This window comes from Rhizobium sp. 01T444 (assembly GCF_056398305.1).
In genome coordinates, this window is record NZ_JBFTPD010000014.1 from 34,865 (window position 1) to 48,379 (window position 13,515).

Here is a 13,515-nt window from a genome sequence, read left to right on the forward strand (position 1 = left end):
ATCTGAATTGAATGAGGAAACCCCGGCAAAGACAGGCCGCCGCGAGATCGACCAGTGCCGCGCCATTTGTTGCCGCGTCGAGAGAGGCGGAAGGCTGAGCGTATTGCTCGTCACCAGCCGCGATACCGGACGATGGGTGATCCCGAAGGGCACTCTCGGAAGAAAGGAAAGGCCCTATCGCTGCGCCCAGCGCGAGGCTTTCGAAGAGGCTGGCATCATCGGCAGGGTCAGGAAGAAGCCGCTCGGCTTTTACACCTATCTGAAGGATCACGAGACGCCGCTGACGGTTTCTGTTCATCTGCTGCGGCTGGAGAGCGAGGCCGCGCATTTTCGCGAATATGCCGAGAGGCAGAAGATCTGGATTTCTCCGGCGGAAGCAGCGTTACTTGTCGAGGAGCCGGAGCTGCAGGCGCTCTTCCGGTCCATCGATGCGGATAATCCCCTGACATCGCAGGACCGGCTGAAGCCGCGCCGGATTGCCGGGCGGCGGCCGGTGCATGAGGCGGCGGTATCGCTCGCCACGTCGCCGGCATCGCACTGACGTCCGTCAGTTGCGCGGAATGGACTTTGAAATGACGAAGGCCCGGTATACGGGCCTTCGCGTTACAGGCTATCGGGGACTGCCGGTCGCCAGGGGTCCCCAGGAGAGCTCGCGATCCGCGATGGTCGCAAGATCGATCACCACTTCGATGCCGGTCCTGATACGCCGCCGCAGGATGTCGGCGCGATCGGAATTCGTCCGGAGCAGACCTTTCTCGTGCAGTGTCTGGAGCCGCGTGCGCGAAAGCTTGAGCTCGGATGCCAGCAGACGGTCGAGACGTATGCCCGCAGGCAAGGGCACCGCCAGTTCGATCTCCAGCCGCGTCCAGTCGGCGGCCTCGCGCAGCACCTGCTTGCCGATCTCGAATTCAGGGAATTCGTCGACGCGCTGCGACTTGCGTTTCAATGCGTCGAGGTTGAAACTTTCGGCGCGGATCCATTTGACATCGTTGGACTGGAGTGCGTCGAGCGTTGCTGGATCGATGTCGCGGACATTCTTGCGCTCGAAGAGCGGCCGGTTCCAGGTCTTGTCGCAGGCCAGGCATTTATAGATCAGCCAGGCATCCAGCTTGCGGCCATTGGCGTTCAGCCGGATCTTGCCGCTCGATTGAAAGGCTCTCAATCCGCCGCATCCGCCACAGGCAATCCAGGGCTGGGGGGCGGTTTTCGGGGTAATGGTCCATCGGACCCGAAGTGCACAGCACATAGTATCTTGGTCTTCCGTTCGGAAGTCCACCAAGATGGCGCGTGAGAAAACCCATGAGGGCGCGGCGTGGCGATGCTTTCGGGTGGGTGAAGAGCAGAGACAGCGGAGCTGCACTGGCGTTCGGAACAATGCCAAACCGGTCTCTTGCCGCCACCCGATGAACGTGTTCAACCGCCGATAGCCCGCGGCTATCCGGCGATAGGGGTGAAACTGGATTGAGACCGGTACTTACTTAGGCAAAGTCTACCTCGATACGCCTACGCTCTTCGCGGATACGGATAGCAAATGATCGGCGCAAAGGGGAGAGCGACGCCGCAGCCCGATGATATCGGCTGCGGCATTGCGGCATTTATGCAACTTTGTGCTGAAGGTTGCTTCGTCTGCCGTCAGAGTTCCTGCGCCGTCGGCCGGAACAGGATCTCGTTGATATCGACATCGTCAGGCTGGGCGATCGCGAAGGCGACCACCCTTGCGAAGCTCTCGGCCGGGATGGCGTAGCGTTCGTAGAAATCGGCAATGCCGGCCGCGACATCGGCCTCGGTAATGCTCTGCGGCAGCTCGGACTCCACCGCGCCGGGCGAGACGATCGTCGTGCGGATATTGTAGGGCTTCACCTCCTGGCGCAGGCCTTCCGAGATGACGCGGACGGCTGTCTTGGTCGCCGCGTAAACGGCACTGCCGGGGCGGACCTTGTGGCCGGCGACGGAGGAGACGTTGATGATATGGCCGCTCTTCTGTTCCTTCATATGGGGAAGGGCGGCGGCAATGCCGTAGAGCACGCCTTTGAGGTTCACGTCGATCATCCGGTCCCAGTCGTCGATCTTGCCGCGCTCCAGGGGCGAGTGCGGCATGAGGCCGGCATTGTTGACGATGACGTCGATGCGACCATGCAGGCGGACGGCCTGATCGACGAGGTGCTTGACTTGATCGGCCTGCGTCACGTCGGTTTCGATGGTGGAACTTTCGGGCAGCCCAAGCTCGGAGGCCAGCGTCTTGAGACGGTCGATCCGGCGGGCGCCAAGCACGACCTTGGCGCCGGCATTGGCAAGATGACGGGCGGTCGCTTCGCCGAGGCCGCTGCTTGCGCCTGTGATGACAACCGTCTTTCCCTTGATATTGTCGGTCATGACAACTCCTTTCAAGGCCGGCAACTTAGCGGCCGACGCGGGCCTGCAGGTGCGCCGGATAGCGATCTCCCTGCACGGTGACATCAGCTAGGGCGGCCTCGATCTCTTGTAGGTCCTCAGCGGTGAGTTCGATTGCCGAGCCCCCGATATTCTCCTCCAGCCGGTGCAGCTTGGTGGTTCCGGGGATCGGGGCGATCCACGGTTTCTGGGCGAGCAGCCAAGCGAGGGCGATCTGCGCCGGGGTGGCCTGTTTGCTCGCAGCGATCCCGCTCAGCACTGCGACGAGGCCTTGATTGGCCTTGCGGTTTTCTTCCGAAAAGCGCGGCACGACACTACGGAAATCCGTCTTGTCGAAACTGGTGCTCTCGGTGATCGCGCCTGTCAGGAACCCCTTGCCGAGTGGGCTGAAGGGCACGAAGCCGATGCCGAGTTCTTCGAGCAGCGGCAGGATTTCCTTCTCGGGCTCGCGCCACCAGAGAGAATATTCGCTCTGCAGGGCGGCAACGGGCTGCACCGCATGCGCCCGGCGGATCGAGCCGGCGCCGGCCTCGGACATGCCGAAATGCTTGACCTTGCCTGCGGCGATCAGGTCCTTCACCGCACCCGCGACATCCTCCATCGGTACTTCGGTATCGACGCGATGCTGGTAGAAGAGATCGATGCAATCCGTGCGCAGCCGCTTCAGAGCAGCATCGGCGACCTCACGGATGCGCTCGGGGCGGCTGTCCTGGCCCTTGCTGACATCACCGTCGCGAAAGCCGAATTTGGTGGCGATCACCACCTGATCGCGGAAGGGTTCGAGGGCTTCGCCGAGCAGTTCCTCGTTGGCGCCCTGGGCATAGGCCTCCGCCGTATCGAAGAAGGTCACACCGCGGTCGAAAGCGGTGCGGATGAGGGTGATGGCGGCCTGCTTTTCCGTTGCCGGGCCGTAGCCATAGCTCAGCCCCATGCAGCCGAGGCCGAGGGCCGAGACTTCGGGGCCATGCGTTCCGAGTTTGCGCTTCTGCATTATCGTGTCTCCATCAGGTGATATTGTTCGTCCGTGACCTTCTCCATCCAGTCGACCGGACTGCCGTTGAGCTTTTCAGCGATGGCGATATGGCTCATGGCCGTGCTTGCCGTGGCGCCGTGCCAGTGTTTTTCGCCGGGTGCGAACCAGACGATGTCGCCCGGCCGGATTTCTTCGATCGGGCCGCCTTCGCGCTGCGCCCAGCCGAGGCCGGAGGTGACGATCAGCGTCTGGCCGAGCGGATGGGTGTGCCAGGCGGTGCGTGAGCCCGGCTCGAACGTCACCGTGGCGCCGCCGACGCGGTCGGGATCATCGCTGTCGAAACGGGAGTCGAGACGCACGGTTCCGGTGAAATAGGCTTCCGGACCGGGAACGGAGGGTGCGAAGCCGCTTCGCTTGATCTGCATGTCTGATGTCCTTGCCTGCGGATAATTTCTGCCGATCTTCATTTAGCGGCTACGCAGTTCTGCGATTAGACGCTAAAACCGGCATGAACCTATTAGGGCAACTTATGAATGAGCCGGACCAACCTTGACGATATTGCCGCCTTCCTGACCGTCGCGCGCGAGGGAAGTTTTACACGGGCTGCCGCCATGCTCGGTGTGTCCCAGTCGGCGCTCAGCCAGACGGTGCGCGGCCTCGAGGAGCGGATGGGGCTGCGTCTGCTCACGCGCACAACACGCAAGGTTTCGCCGACCGATGCCGGCGAGCGGCTGATCCAGTCGGTCGGGCCGCGGCTGGATGAGATCAACGCGGAGCTCGCGCAACTATCGGCGCTGCGCGACAAGCCCTCGGGCACAGTGCGCATTTCGGCAGGCGAACAGGCGGCAGAACTGATCCTCCTGCCGGCCGTGGAGAGGCTGCTGTCGCAATATCCCGATATTGCCATCGAAATCCTCGTCGATAACGGCCTGACCGATATCGTCGCCGAACGCCTCGATGCCGGCGTGCGGCTCGGCGAACAGGTTGCGAAGGACATGGTGGCCGTCCGCATCGGCCCGGATGTCAGGATGGCTGTCGTCGGCTCCCCCGGTTATTTCGCGGGGCGAGATCGCCCGCACACGCCGCATGACCTGACGGAGCATAATTGCATCAATCTGCGGCTGCCGACGGCTGGCGGTTTCTATGCTTGGGAATTCGAGCAGGGTGGCCGAGAGCTGCGCGTGCGGGTGGAGGGTCAGCTCGCGGTCAATACCGGTGCGCTGGCCGTCAAGGCGGCTCTTGCCGGCGCGGGTCTTGCCTTCGTGCTGGAAGACCGCATTGGCGACGATCTCGAGGCGGGCCGGCTGACTCGCGTGCTCTCGGACTGGTGCCCGCCTTTTTCAGGTTTCCATCTCTATTATCCCAGCCGGCGCCAACCGACGCCGGCCTTCGCTGTTGTGGTGGATGCGCTGCGCTATCGCGGCTGAACAGTCGCGGTGCTCAGAAGCCCAAGCGCTTAAGATCTTCGGGCAGGAAATTCTGGCCGCTGCGGTTCCTGACGGCGGGCAGATCAGCCATGCGTGCCTGCCACTGCGCCAGCGCATCGAGGCCTGACGGGACGATGCCGGCAACTTCGGCAAAGGCGAGGCCGGCGAGCAGCGTGATGTCGGCCATCGAATAGGTCTCGCCTGTCAGGAAGGGCTGCCTGGTGAGGATCTCGTTGAAATAGCGCAGACCCTCCTTTGCCTTCTCGCCCTCGCGCTCGCCCATTTCGGTGCGGCCCGGCCAATGCGGGCTCTTGAAGGCCTGCAATGCCGCGCCGAGGCCGGGTGTGGCGTGATGGAAGTAGATGCCGACGGGATCGAGCACATAGGCCTCGGCGCGGCGCTGCATCATGTGGATGAGCGCCTTTTCCCGCGGGGTGCGGCCGGTAAGCTCCGGCTTGCCATCGAGATTGTCGAGATATTCGGTAATCGCCGTGCTTTCGGAAATCAGCGTGCCGTCATCCAGCTCCAGCACCGGCAGGACGCCCGACGGATTCTTCGCGAGGAAGGCGGGCTGCTTGTGCTCGGCGGCGATCAGGTCGACCGGCACGAATTCGATTTCGGAATCCAGGCCCTTTTGCGCCAGCACGATGCGGATGCGCATGGGGTTGGGAAAGCCCGGTCTGTCATAGATTTTCATGGAATTCTCTTTCGTTTGGGCAGGCGTGAAGGCGCGCCTCTTCGATCGAGAGGACACCGAGCCCGAGGGATTGCCGATCAAGGTTTGGAAGGGCGGAGAGCTGTTGGCCGCGCTTCTTGCCAAGATATGGCATGCGGCCTATTGTTTGATAATAATCCCCTATCTGATCACGCTGTAAAGCAAGGCTACACAATGGATCGAGCGGAACTGGACGGCCTTGCGATATTTCTGGCGGTGGCCGAGCAGAACGGATTTCGCGCAGCGGCACGCCAGCTGGGGCTGACCCCATCGGCAATCAGCCAGGGCATCCAGACGCTGGAACGGCGGGTGGGCGCTGCGCTGTTTGCGCGAACGACCCGCAGCGTGCGGCTGACGGAAGCGGGCCAGAAGCTGCTTGCGCATGCCAAGCCGGCAGCGGCGATGTTTCAGGCCGGCGTGAACGCCGCCCGCGATCTCGGCGAACAGCCGAGTGGCAATTTACGCATCAATGCGCCGCGCCCGGCGGTTTCACTGCTGATCAACAGCCTCCTGCCTGACTTCCACGAGGCCTATCCCGGTATCACCCTGGAGCTTGTCGGCGACGACGAGTTCACCAACATCGTCGAGCAAGGGTTCGATGCCGGTATCCGGCTCGGGCATACGATCGAGCTCGACATGGTCTCGACCTGGCTGACGCCGCCGGACAAGTTCGTTGTCGTCGGCGCGCCGAGCCTGCTCAAGAAATATCCACGGCCCGGCCATCCACGAGAGTTGCAGGGGTTGCCCGCTCTCTTGACCCGGAGAGGCGGGCAGGTGTCGCGGACCTGGGAATTCGTCGATGGCGGCGAAAGCCTGAAGGTTGCTGTCGATGGTCCGCTCATTCTCAACGATTACGAGGCCTCGATCCGGGCTGCCCTTCGCGGCGTCGGCTTCCTCTACACGGTCGGCTCTGTTGTCAGGCACTATATCGAGCAGGGAAGTCTCATCCCGGTGCTGGAGGATCACGCCCGCGATGTGCCGGGGCTCTGCCTCTACTACCCGAGCCGCAGCCAATCGCTGCCCAAGCTCAGGGCCTTCGTCGATTTCGCGACGAAGCGCATGCGGCAGGGAATGACGTCGGACGCGTTCTCGGTGCAGCCGCAGCGGCCGCCAGAAAGCTGAGGGCCGGCGCCCAATCGACACCGGCCCTGGCTTTACGATTTAAGCCACGTGCTGAAGCTGGACTTCGCGATTGTGGAGAAAGCAGGCTTTGCTGAACAGCGTGAGGTCAAGCCGGTTGGGCAGGCGCACATCCGACAGATCCGGCAAGCCCTTGCCGTCAGCCTCGAAGGATCGGTCGATCTGCGAGATGAAGGCCAGCACGATACCGGTTTCGTGAGCGAAGGTCTGGAGTGCAGACACTTGTTCCGAAAGGCCGGGCTTGCTGCGCTGCTGATCGAGGATCTGCAGATAGTCGATGACAGCCACCGTTCCGCGCGGCGCACCCGCGAGATGCCGCATGACATAATCGGCGCTGATCTCGTCCGAGGTTACGATCTCGATCTTCTCGCCAAGCGCTTCGCCTTCCGGCAGAGCATGAATACGCTTCATGGTCTGCTGTTCGGTATATTCGAGCGTGAAGAAGGTGGCCTTACGGCTTTCCCTGACGGCATCGAGCAGAAGCTGCAGGCCGAGCAGGGTCTTGCCGTGGCCCGGACGGGCGGCGATCAAAAGCAGATCGCCTTCGGCAAGCTGCGACAGCATGGGTGTGGCCGGTAGCAGCGTCTCATGCTGGGAAGCAAGCAGGCTCCAGGCCGTAAAACCTTCCTCCTGCGCGATACGGTCCAATGCCTGGTGAAGCGGGATCGTATCCGTACGCGCCAGCAATTTCGCACGACGCTTCAGCTGATAGATGGGTGCAGACAGTTTCATTCAAACCTCCATTGCGAGCCGGAAACGCAACCCCTCCTTATGCGGTGCTCGAACAGATGGTTCGATGGTGGATAAACCCCGCATGGACGATGCTTTCCCGGCTGGAGGGAGGAGGCCTGGGTCGGGCCTTGTCCAAGAGGTAGCGGGCGTTGCGATTCGCGACAAGTGGGAAGTTGTGGGGTCGTTCGGATCACGCCAGGCCCGCAACCAACTTAACCTGCTGAACAGGTGCGAGCGTCCGGTAATCCCTTGATGAAGGCGAACTCTTGAAGAGTTGCGGCTGTGTCTTGCTCATTATCTCGCTGTCCTCTTGCCGCCCTAACAGCGTGTAGGTCGAGCAATAAATAACGGAGGACAGGCATGCTGATCAGACGCTATAATCCGCATAAACTTAGAAATGGGATTTATGAATGAGAAAAGGTGATTTCAGCGAGCTGGCGGCATTTATTATGGTTGTGGAGGAGGGAAGTTTCACGCGCGCGGCCGCGAAGCTTGGCCTCTCTCAGTCTGCACTGAGCTATGCTGTTCGAATGCTCGAGCGACGTCTGGATGTGCGGTTGATTTCACGGACGACGCGCAGCCTTTCGACGACAGAGGCCGGAGAACGGCTGTTTCACAGCCTGCGTCCGGCATTTGATCATATCGACAGTGAAATCGCCGCGCTCACTGCCCTTCGGGATAAGCCCGCAGGCACGATTCGTATCACTACCTTTCGGCACGCCGCACGAATGGTGCTCTGGCCCGCACTGCTGAAGCTCGTGCCTGAGTATCCGGACATCGTCGTTGAGATCAATGTCGACGAAGGACTTACCGATATCGTCGCCGGCCGATTTGACGCTGGCATACGCCTCGGCGAGCAGGTCGAGAAGGACATGGTAGCAGTGCGGGTGAGCCCTGATGTTCGAATGGCGGTTGTTGGGTCGCCCGCTTACTTTGCCAACCGTAAGCGCCCGGAAACGCCACGTGACCTGCACAACCACGCTTGCGTAAGCTATAGGCAGAGCAGGGGAGGTGGTCTCTATGCTTGGGAGTTCGAACGTGACGGCGTTGAGCTGGAGGCGCGCGTCAGCGGATCGCTCATCCTCAATGATAACGAGATGCTGGAAAACGCAGCCCTTGATGGATTCGGGCTGGTTTATGTCTTCGAAAGCCAGGTTTCCCATCATGTGGCCGAGGGACGGTTGATCCGAGTTCTGGAAGACTGGTGCCCACCATTCCCAGGCTATCACCTCTACTATCCAAGCAGGCGACAACACACACCGGCCTTTTCCCTTCTGGTGGAGGCACTCCGTTACAGGGGACCGTAGCGGTCGATTTGCGTCGTAGATATGCTGGTGCGGAACCACTGCCTCAAGTCGATCAGAAGTTCTAAACCTCCATTCACCGCCAGTATTTATCAATCCCATTTCTAACCCCATGCAGAAAATGGGGCCTAATCGCTCATTGCTGCGCTGCTTATCTCCCTCCACGAGGACGGGCATCAAACCATTGTGCCGTCGGAGTGATCGAGCTCGCTTGAGTGCAAGGTGAACTGACACGGATCGTCCTCCTTAAATGAAACGACGGCTTCGCCGCCAAATTTCAGGAGACAAGGCATGGACAAAAACAATCAAAAGGCGCGCCCGAATGCTGCCAAGCACTTCGGCCTTGATCGCCGTGATTTTTTGATTAACGCCGCGCTCGCCGGTGCGGTGTTGCCCGCCGTATCGGCGGCCTGGGCGGCCTCACCGGATCAACGGCAGGGATACCAAAGCGTTCTCCATACAGGACAGGGGCAGATGAAAACGCGAAAACTCGGAACGCTGGAAGTCTCGGAAATAGGAGCTGGGTGCATGAGCATCAGCGCCAACTATGGCCCACCCGCCGATAGAGCCCAGGGTATCAACACTATTCGCACCGCCCACGAAAACGGCGTCACATTCTTTGATACCGCCGAAGTCTATGGTCCGTATACGAGCGAAGATCTCGTTGGAGAAGCATTGGCACCCATTCGCGACCAAGTGAAAATCGCCACCAAGTTCGGCTTTGCAATTGACGGGACGATAGGCCTAAACAGCCGCCCAGAGCGGATCAAGCAGGTGGCAGAAGCCTCGCTCAAACGGCTGAAGACCGATCGCATCGACCTCTTTTACCAACACCGCGTCGACCCCAAGGTGCCGATCGAAGATGTGGCTGGTGCGGTCACAGACCTGATCCAGGAAGGCAAGGTTCTGCATTTCGGTCTATCGGAGCCAAGCGCCAGGACAATTCGCAGGGCGCATGCTGTCCAGCCTGTAACGGCGGTCCAGACCGAATACTCCGTGATGGAGAGAAGCCCTGAGCGCAATGGCGTTCTTGCCGCATGTGAAGAGCTTGGCATCGGCTTCGTCCCTTGGGGTCCAGTAGGAATGGGATATCTCACAGGGAAAATGGACGCGAGCACAAGGTTCGACACGAAAACCGATCTTCGACCGACATTCGATCGTTTCAGCCCTGACAACCTGGCGGCCAATATGCCGTATGTTGAATTGCTGAAGCAGTTCGCCGAAAAGAACAGTTCAACACCCTCGCAGATCGCCTTGGCGTGGCTGCTGGCGCAGAAGCCGTTCATAGTTCCCATCCCAGGCACGCGCAACATCGATCACCTGAGTGAGAATCTGGGTGCGCTTCGGGTTGAGCTGACGCCTGAAGACCTTCGCGAGCTCGGAACTGCCCTCTCGGCACTGACCGTGCACGGGGGCCGCATGAATGAAATGCAAATGGGGCTCGTTGACCAGACAGCCTAAGCACCAAAGCGATCGCGGCCGCAGTTCTTTGGCTCTGCAGCCCCGCTGCCAGCTTTGCGCTCGGGTTGCTCTGCTGGTGGATGGTGGTTTTACAGCGCACTGAGGCTTTGCCACGTTCGACATCGGAACGGGGATACTTCGCTCCGATGCCTCACAGAAATTGCGCGAAATCTATGGCTACCCAAAGCTGATCTGAGACCGCTCAAGCACTCTGCCGGCGCTCTTCGATGATTGCCGGATTTAGAAGTCCGCTTTCTAAGCCCATGCAAATACCCCCACCTACTCTGATCGGGTTCGCCAGAATACGGTGATCTCGATTACGTGTGCCAAATCCTGCCCGGCGGGCAAACGAAGGGAATCCTAAATGGCCAAGGCCAGACCCGAAAAGACTAATGTACCATCCGCTTCGATCGTGCGTCTTGTGTTTATCGTGGCCGCTTTCGTCTCTTTCGCCTGCCTGTTCGGCTCTTCGGCAGTGGCGCAAGCAACCGGAAATCGGGCCACGTTCCCTAAAAACTTCGACGAGTATGTGCTCTATGCGACCTACGACCGCGGCTCTTCCAAGGAGGAAGCGTTTGCAACCCGCGAAACCCTGGAGATCGCGAAATCTGGCCGACCGCTTCCACCTGGTACGCAATTGGTCCTGGGCATCTGGGCGGACTACAAACTCACTGGCTATTTCGTTATGGAGAAAGGTGTGGGCTGGGGTCTCAGCGTCCCTCAGGAGCAGCGCACCGGCGACTGGCATTTTCAGCAGTTCGATACCAACATGCAGGTCAAGCGGACGGCGTTCGCTGAGCGGTGCCAATCGTGCCACGGGTCCCAGACAGACAATGACTTCATGTTCACAACCGACAGAATGCGGGCTTACATCCCTTGAAGCCGCTGTTTTTCTTGCGGTTGATCCTCGATTTCTTGGCGGCCGGCTTCTTGCTGGCCGCCTTGGCTTACGACTGGCTCGGCAATGCGGTGCACGAGATCATCGGCACGGGCATGTTCCTGCTGTTGATCAGCCATAACATTTTCAACCGCCGTTGGTACGGCATGATCACGAAGGGTTGGCGCGAGCCGCGCAGCTTTATCACCAAGATGATCAATCTCCCGCTTCTAGTCACCATGCTGTCTCTGCTGGTGACCAGCGTAATCATCTCGCAGACCGTCTTCAGCTTCCTGCCGTTGACCAGCACCTTCACCGTGCGCCAGATCCACGCTCTGACGGCTTATCTGGCGCTGCTGATAGCAGCCATCCATCTCGGTCTGCACTGGTCGATGATCATGGATGTGGTGCGCGGCAGGTTCGGCATCACGACCAAGAGCAGACTGCGTACCTTTGTCTTACGAACGGCAGCTATCGTGATCGCTGCCTGCGGCGTTCGGAGCCTGTTCGTGGTCAATATCGGGCCAAAGCTGTTCATGCAAACGAGCTTGGAATTCTGGGATTTCCAGAAGGCGGCGCTAGCCTTCTTCCTGCATCACACCGCGATCATCGGACTGGGCGTGTTTCTCGCTCACTACGGCTTGAGATTGATCAGAGACCTGAGGCACCGGGCAGCATAGCCCCGGCCGCAAATCCGGCGTCTATTTAGAAATGCGCTTTCTAGCTTCATGCAAATTATGCATTCTAATCAAATAGACTGAGCCAGCCTATCTTCCTGTCTATCGAAACAGGAAGTTCAGCATGAGCAAGGCTTGGTGCGAGCAGCGGCATCGAAAACTGCCCCAGCGGCATACGAGCCCATAGCGAACTGTCCAGATCGACGGATCGGCTCTCCAATCCATCTCAACTCAAAACCAAAGGACCTCAGACAATGAAGAAATTCATTTTCGGCGCGGCCGCTGCCATGGCGCTGGCTCTCGCCTCAACCGGTCATGCCCAGGATTCCCAGGCTCCCGGCTACATGATYGCCAACTACACGATCAAGGATCAGGCCGGCTATAGCAAATACATGGAAGAGGCCGGTCCGCTCGCGCCGAAATTCGGCGGCAGGATCATCGTATTCAACCTGAATGCCACCGCGGTGGAAGGCGAGCCGAAAAAGGTCATGGCCATAGCCGAGTTCCCAAGCATGGCCGACGCGCAACGCTTCTACAATTCTCCGGAGTACACGGCCGCCCGGAAGTTCCGCGTCGCCTCTACCGAAGGCTCGGTCATCATCACCGAAGGTTTTGTTCCTCCCAAGCAGTGAAGACCGGATGGGGCGAGGCGCGATGATATGTGCGTCTCGCCCCCGAATTCCAGCTGAAATCAACGTCCCAACATCTCCCAAGGAGCCTGACATGGGCAATCAGCATGACACTACCGTTCAGCATGAAGGTGCAGCCTCAAATAGCCGGCGCCAACTTCTGAAAGCCGGCGCGGCACTCGCCGCTCTCCCGATCATGGCGGCCACCTCCGCGAGCGTACAGGCCGCGGACAACCAAACAACAACAGGTGCGATTGTGACCGACGCGAAAACCGAAGAATTCATCAACGGCATGGCCGACCTGATGGCACACTCTACCCGCACGCCTATCTTGCGGTGGCCGAACGAATACGGCATGGAATACGAAGAGATCTTCTTTCCCGCGATGGACGGCGTGACGATCGAGGGCTGGTTCATTCCCGCCGATTCTGACAGGTTGCTCATCTTCAACCACCCCATGCCCTGCAACCGCTATGGTTATCCCGGCCATCTTGATCCTTGGAAGAATTTCGGTGGCTTCGAGGCGAACTTCCTGCCGGAATACAAGATCCTGCATGACGCGGGCTACAACATCATTACCTACGACATGCGCAACCATGGCCGCAGCGGCACCGGCAGCGGTGGCGTCAACGCGCATGGTACGCTGGAATATCGCGACGTCATCGGTTCTTTGCGTTACGCCAAGTCGCGGCCCGACACCAAGGACATGAAGACCGCCCTTTACAGCCGTTGCCTGGGCGCCAACGCCACGATCGTTGGTATGTACAAGCACCCGGCGGAATTCACCCACATCAAGGCGATGATTGCACTGCAGCCCGTGACGCCGGCGGTCTTCGTCCAAACAGCGATGGAAAATCAGAAAATCGCAAATGGCGTCGAATTGTTCGACGCCGCTTACTGGAAGCGGACCGGCTATCACCTCGCGGACGTCTGGCCGATGGAATATGCCAAAGCCGTGACGGTTCCGACACTGGTGGCGCAGGTCCGCAATGATTTCCTGACCAAGCCGTCCAATGTGCAGGAGATCTACGACACCCTTTCCTCAAAGGACAAGAAACTCTTCTGGATCGAAGGCACTGACCAGCGTTTCGAGGGATACAACTACTTCGGACGAAATCCGCAGCTGGTGCTCGACTGGTTCGCCACGCACATCAATGTTGCCTAGCCAAAGAAGTCGCACGCCATAAAC

15 protein-coding genes are annotated in these 13,515 nt (G+C 59.8%); 9 read left to right on the plus strand and 6 right to left on the minus strand.

All coding sequences use genetic code 11. From position 1 onward, the window contains the following. Window positions 1-7: 7 nt before the first annotated feature. On the plus strand, window positions 8-541 hold the full coding sequence (locus tag AC1DTN_RS19260; RefSeq protein ID WP_477922118.1) for an NUDIX hydrolase: 534 nt from the start codon (window positions 8-10) through the stop codon (window positions 539-541). 69 nt (window positions 542-610) lie between these two features. On the opposite strand, the gene AC1DTN_RS19265 is transcribed toward AC1DTN_RS19260, so the two are convergent. From AC1DTN_RS19265 to AC1DTN_RS19280, 4 genes are all read right to left on the minus strand, one after another. Next, window positions 611-1,246 carry a DUF1062 domain-containing protein gene (locus AC1DTN_RS19265; protein WP_477922120.1) on the minus strand — a complete coding sequence of 212 codons (636 nt, stop codon included), beginning with the start codon at window positions 1,244-1,246 and terminating at the stop codon, window positions 611-613. A gap of 386 nt (window positions 1,247-1,632) precedes the next feature. After that, on the minus strand, window positions 1,633-2,373 hold the full coding sequence (locus AC1DTN_RS19270; protein WP_113321546.1) for an SDR family oxidoreductase: 741 nt from the start codon (window positions 2,371-2,373) through the stop codon (window positions 1,633-1,635). Between the two features lie 25 nt (window positions 2,374-2,398). Continuing rightward, window positions 2,399-3,382 (minus strand): aldo/keto reductase, encoded by a 984-nt coding sequence (locus AC1DTN_RS19275; protein ID WP_477922122.1) that lies wholly within the window; start codon window positions 3,380-3,382, stop codon window positions 2,399-2,401. Beyond that, window positions 3,382-3,789, minus strand: coding sequence for a (R)-mandelonitrile lyase (locus AC1DTN_RS19280; protein ID WP_113321583.1), 408 nt, complete (start codon window positions 3,787-3,789; stop codon window positions 3,382-3,384). The genes AC1DTN_RS19275 and AC1DTN_RS19280 overlap by 1 nt, the downstream gene beginning before the upstream one ends. 108 nt (window positions 3,790-3,897) lie before the next feature. On the opposite strand from AC1DTN_RS19280, the gene AC1DTN_RS19285 reads away from it, so the two are divergent. After that, complete coding sequence (locus tag AC1DTN_RS19285; protein WP_113321544.1) at window positions 3,898-4,791, plus strand: LysR family transcriptional regulator; 894 nt, start codon at window positions 3,898-3,900, stop codon at window positions 4,789-4,791. 13 nt (window positions 4,792-4,804) lie between these two features. Here AC1DTN_RS19285 and AC1DTN_RS19290 read toward each other — a convergent pair whose 3' ends face one another. Further along, complete coding sequence (locus AC1DTN_RS19290) at window positions 4,805-5,488, minus strand: glutathione S-transferase family protein (protein ID WP_442205712.1); 684 nt, start codon at window positions 5,486-5,488, stop codon at window positions 4,805-4,807. 192 nt (window positions 5,489-5,680) lie between these two features. Between AC1DTN_RS19290 and AC1DTN_RS19295 the strand changes: the two genes are divergently transcribed. Beyond that, the gene (locus tag AC1DTN_RS19295; protein ID WP_439015241.1) at window positions 5,681-6,628 is read left to right on the plus strand and encodes a LysR family transcriptional regulator; all 948 of its coding nucleotides are present in this window, start codon (window positions 5,681-5,683) and stop codon (window positions 6,626-6,628) included. Window positions 6,629-6,667: 39 nt separating this feature from the next. Here the strand turns inward: AC1DTN_RS19295 and AC1DTN_RS19300 are convergent, their stop codons facing one another. Then, window positions 6,668-7,378, minus strand: coding sequence for a DNA helicase (locus tag AC1DTN_RS19300; RefSeq protein WP_477922124.1), 711 nt, complete (start codon window positions 7,376-7,378; stop codon window positions 6,668-6,670). Window positions 7,379-7,788: 410 nt separating this feature from the next. Here AC1DTN_RS19300 and AC1DTN_RS19305 point away from each other — a divergent pair, with 410 nt between their 5' ends. The 6 genes from AC1DTN_RS19305 (at window position 7,789) to AC1DTN_RS19330 (ending at window position 13,491) form a co-directional block, all read left to right on the plus strand. After that, window positions 7,789-8,685, plus strand: coding sequence for a LysR family transcriptional regulator (locus AC1DTN_RS19305; RefSeq protein WP_442205715.1), 897 nt, complete (start codon window positions 7,789-7,791; stop codon window positions 8,683-8,685). A 288-nt stretch (window positions 8,686-8,973) separates the two neighbouring features. Continuing rightward, on the plus strand, window positions 8,974-10,143 hold the full coding sequence (locus AC1DTN_RS19310) for an aldo/keto reductase (protein WP_477922126.1): 1,170 nt from the start codon (window positions 8,974-8,976) through the stop codon (window positions 10,141-10,143). A 364-nt stretch (window positions 10,144-10,507) separates the two neighbouring features. After that, window positions 10,508-11,023, plus strand: coding sequence for a cytochrome P460 family protein (locus tag AC1DTN_RS19315; RefSeq protein ID WP_477922127.1), 516 nt, complete (start codon window positions 10,508-10,510; stop codon window positions 11,021-11,023). Further along, the gene (locus AC1DTN_RS19320) at window positions 11,020-11,700 is read left to right on the plus strand and encodes a DUF4405 domain-containing protein (RefSeq protein WP_477922128.1); all 681 of its coding nucleotides are present in this window, start codon (window positions 11,020-11,022) and stop codon (window positions 11,698-11,700) included. Before AC1DTN_RS19315 ends, AC1DTN_RS19320 begins: the two co-directional genes overlap by 4 nt. Window positions 11,701-11,951: 251 nt before the next feature. Beyond that, entirely contained in the window at window positions 11,952-12,329 is a 378-nt protein-coding gene (locus AC1DTN_RS19325; RefSeq protein WP_477922130.1) for a DUF1330 domain-containing protein, read from the plus strand. Window positions 12,330-12,336: 7 nt separating this feature from the next. Continuing rightward, window positions 12,337-13,491, plus strand: coding sequence for an alpha/beta hydrolase family protein (locus tag AC1DTN_RS19330; protein WP_439015234.1), 1,155 nt, complete (start codon window positions 12,337-12,339; stop codon window positions 13,489-13,491). The last annotated feature ends 24 nt before the right edge of the window (window positions 13,492-13,515 follow it).

Excerpts from the sequence above, each read along its gene's own strand:
- AC1DTN_RS19310 (WP_477922126.1), top strand. The coding sequence starts at position 8,974 with ATGGACAAAAACAATCAAAAGGCGCGCCCGAATGCTGCCAAGCACTTC.
- AC1DTN_RS19290 (WP_442205712.1), bottom strand. The coding sequence starts at position 5,488 with ATGAAAATCTATGACAGACCGGGCTTTCCCAACCCCATGCGCATCCGC.
- AC1DTN_RS19295 (WP_439015241.1), top strand. The coding sequence starts at position 5,681 with ATGGATCGAGCGGAACTGGACGGCCTTGCGATATTTCTGGCGGTGGCC.
- AC1DTN_RS19330 (WP_439015234.1), top strand. The coding sequence starts at position 12,337 with ATGGGGCGAGGCGCGATGATATGTGCGTCTCGCCCCCGAATTCCAGCT.
- AC1DTN_RS19285 (WP_113321544.1), top strand. The coding sequence starts at position 3,898 with ATGAGCCGGACCAACCTTGACGATATTGCCGCCTTCCTGACCGTCGCG.
- AC1DTN_RS19275 (WP_477922122.1), bottom strand. The coding sequence starts at position 3,382 with ATGCAGAAGCGCAAACTCGGAACGCATGGCCCCGAAGTCTCGGCCCTC.
- AC1DTN_RS19280 (WP_113321583.1), bottom strand. The coding sequence starts at position 3,789 with ATGCAGATCAAGCGAAGCGGCTTCGCACCCTCCGTTCCCGGTCCGGAA.
- AC1DTN_RS19315 (WP_477922127.1), top strand. The coding sequence starts at position 10,508 with ATGGCCAAGGCCAGACCCGAAAAGACTAATGTACCATCCGCTTCGATC.
- AC1DTN_RS19305 (WP_442205715.1), top strand. The coding sequence starts at position 7,789 with ATGAGAAAAGGTGATTTCAGCGAGCTGGCGGCATTTATTATGGTTGTG.
- AC1DTN_RS19300 (WP_477922124.1), bottom strand. The coding sequence starts at position 7,378 with ATGAAACTGTCTGCACCCATCTATCAGCTGAAGCGTCGTGCGAAATTG.
- AC1DTN_RS19265 (WP_477922120.1), bottom strand. The coding sequence starts at position 1,246 with ATGTGCTGTGCACTTCGGGTCCGATGGACCATTACCCCGAAAACCGCC.
- AC1DTN_RS19270 (WP_113321546.1), bottom strand. The coding sequence starts at position 2,373 with ATGACCGACAATATCAAGGGAAAGACGGTTGTCATCACAGGCGCAAGC.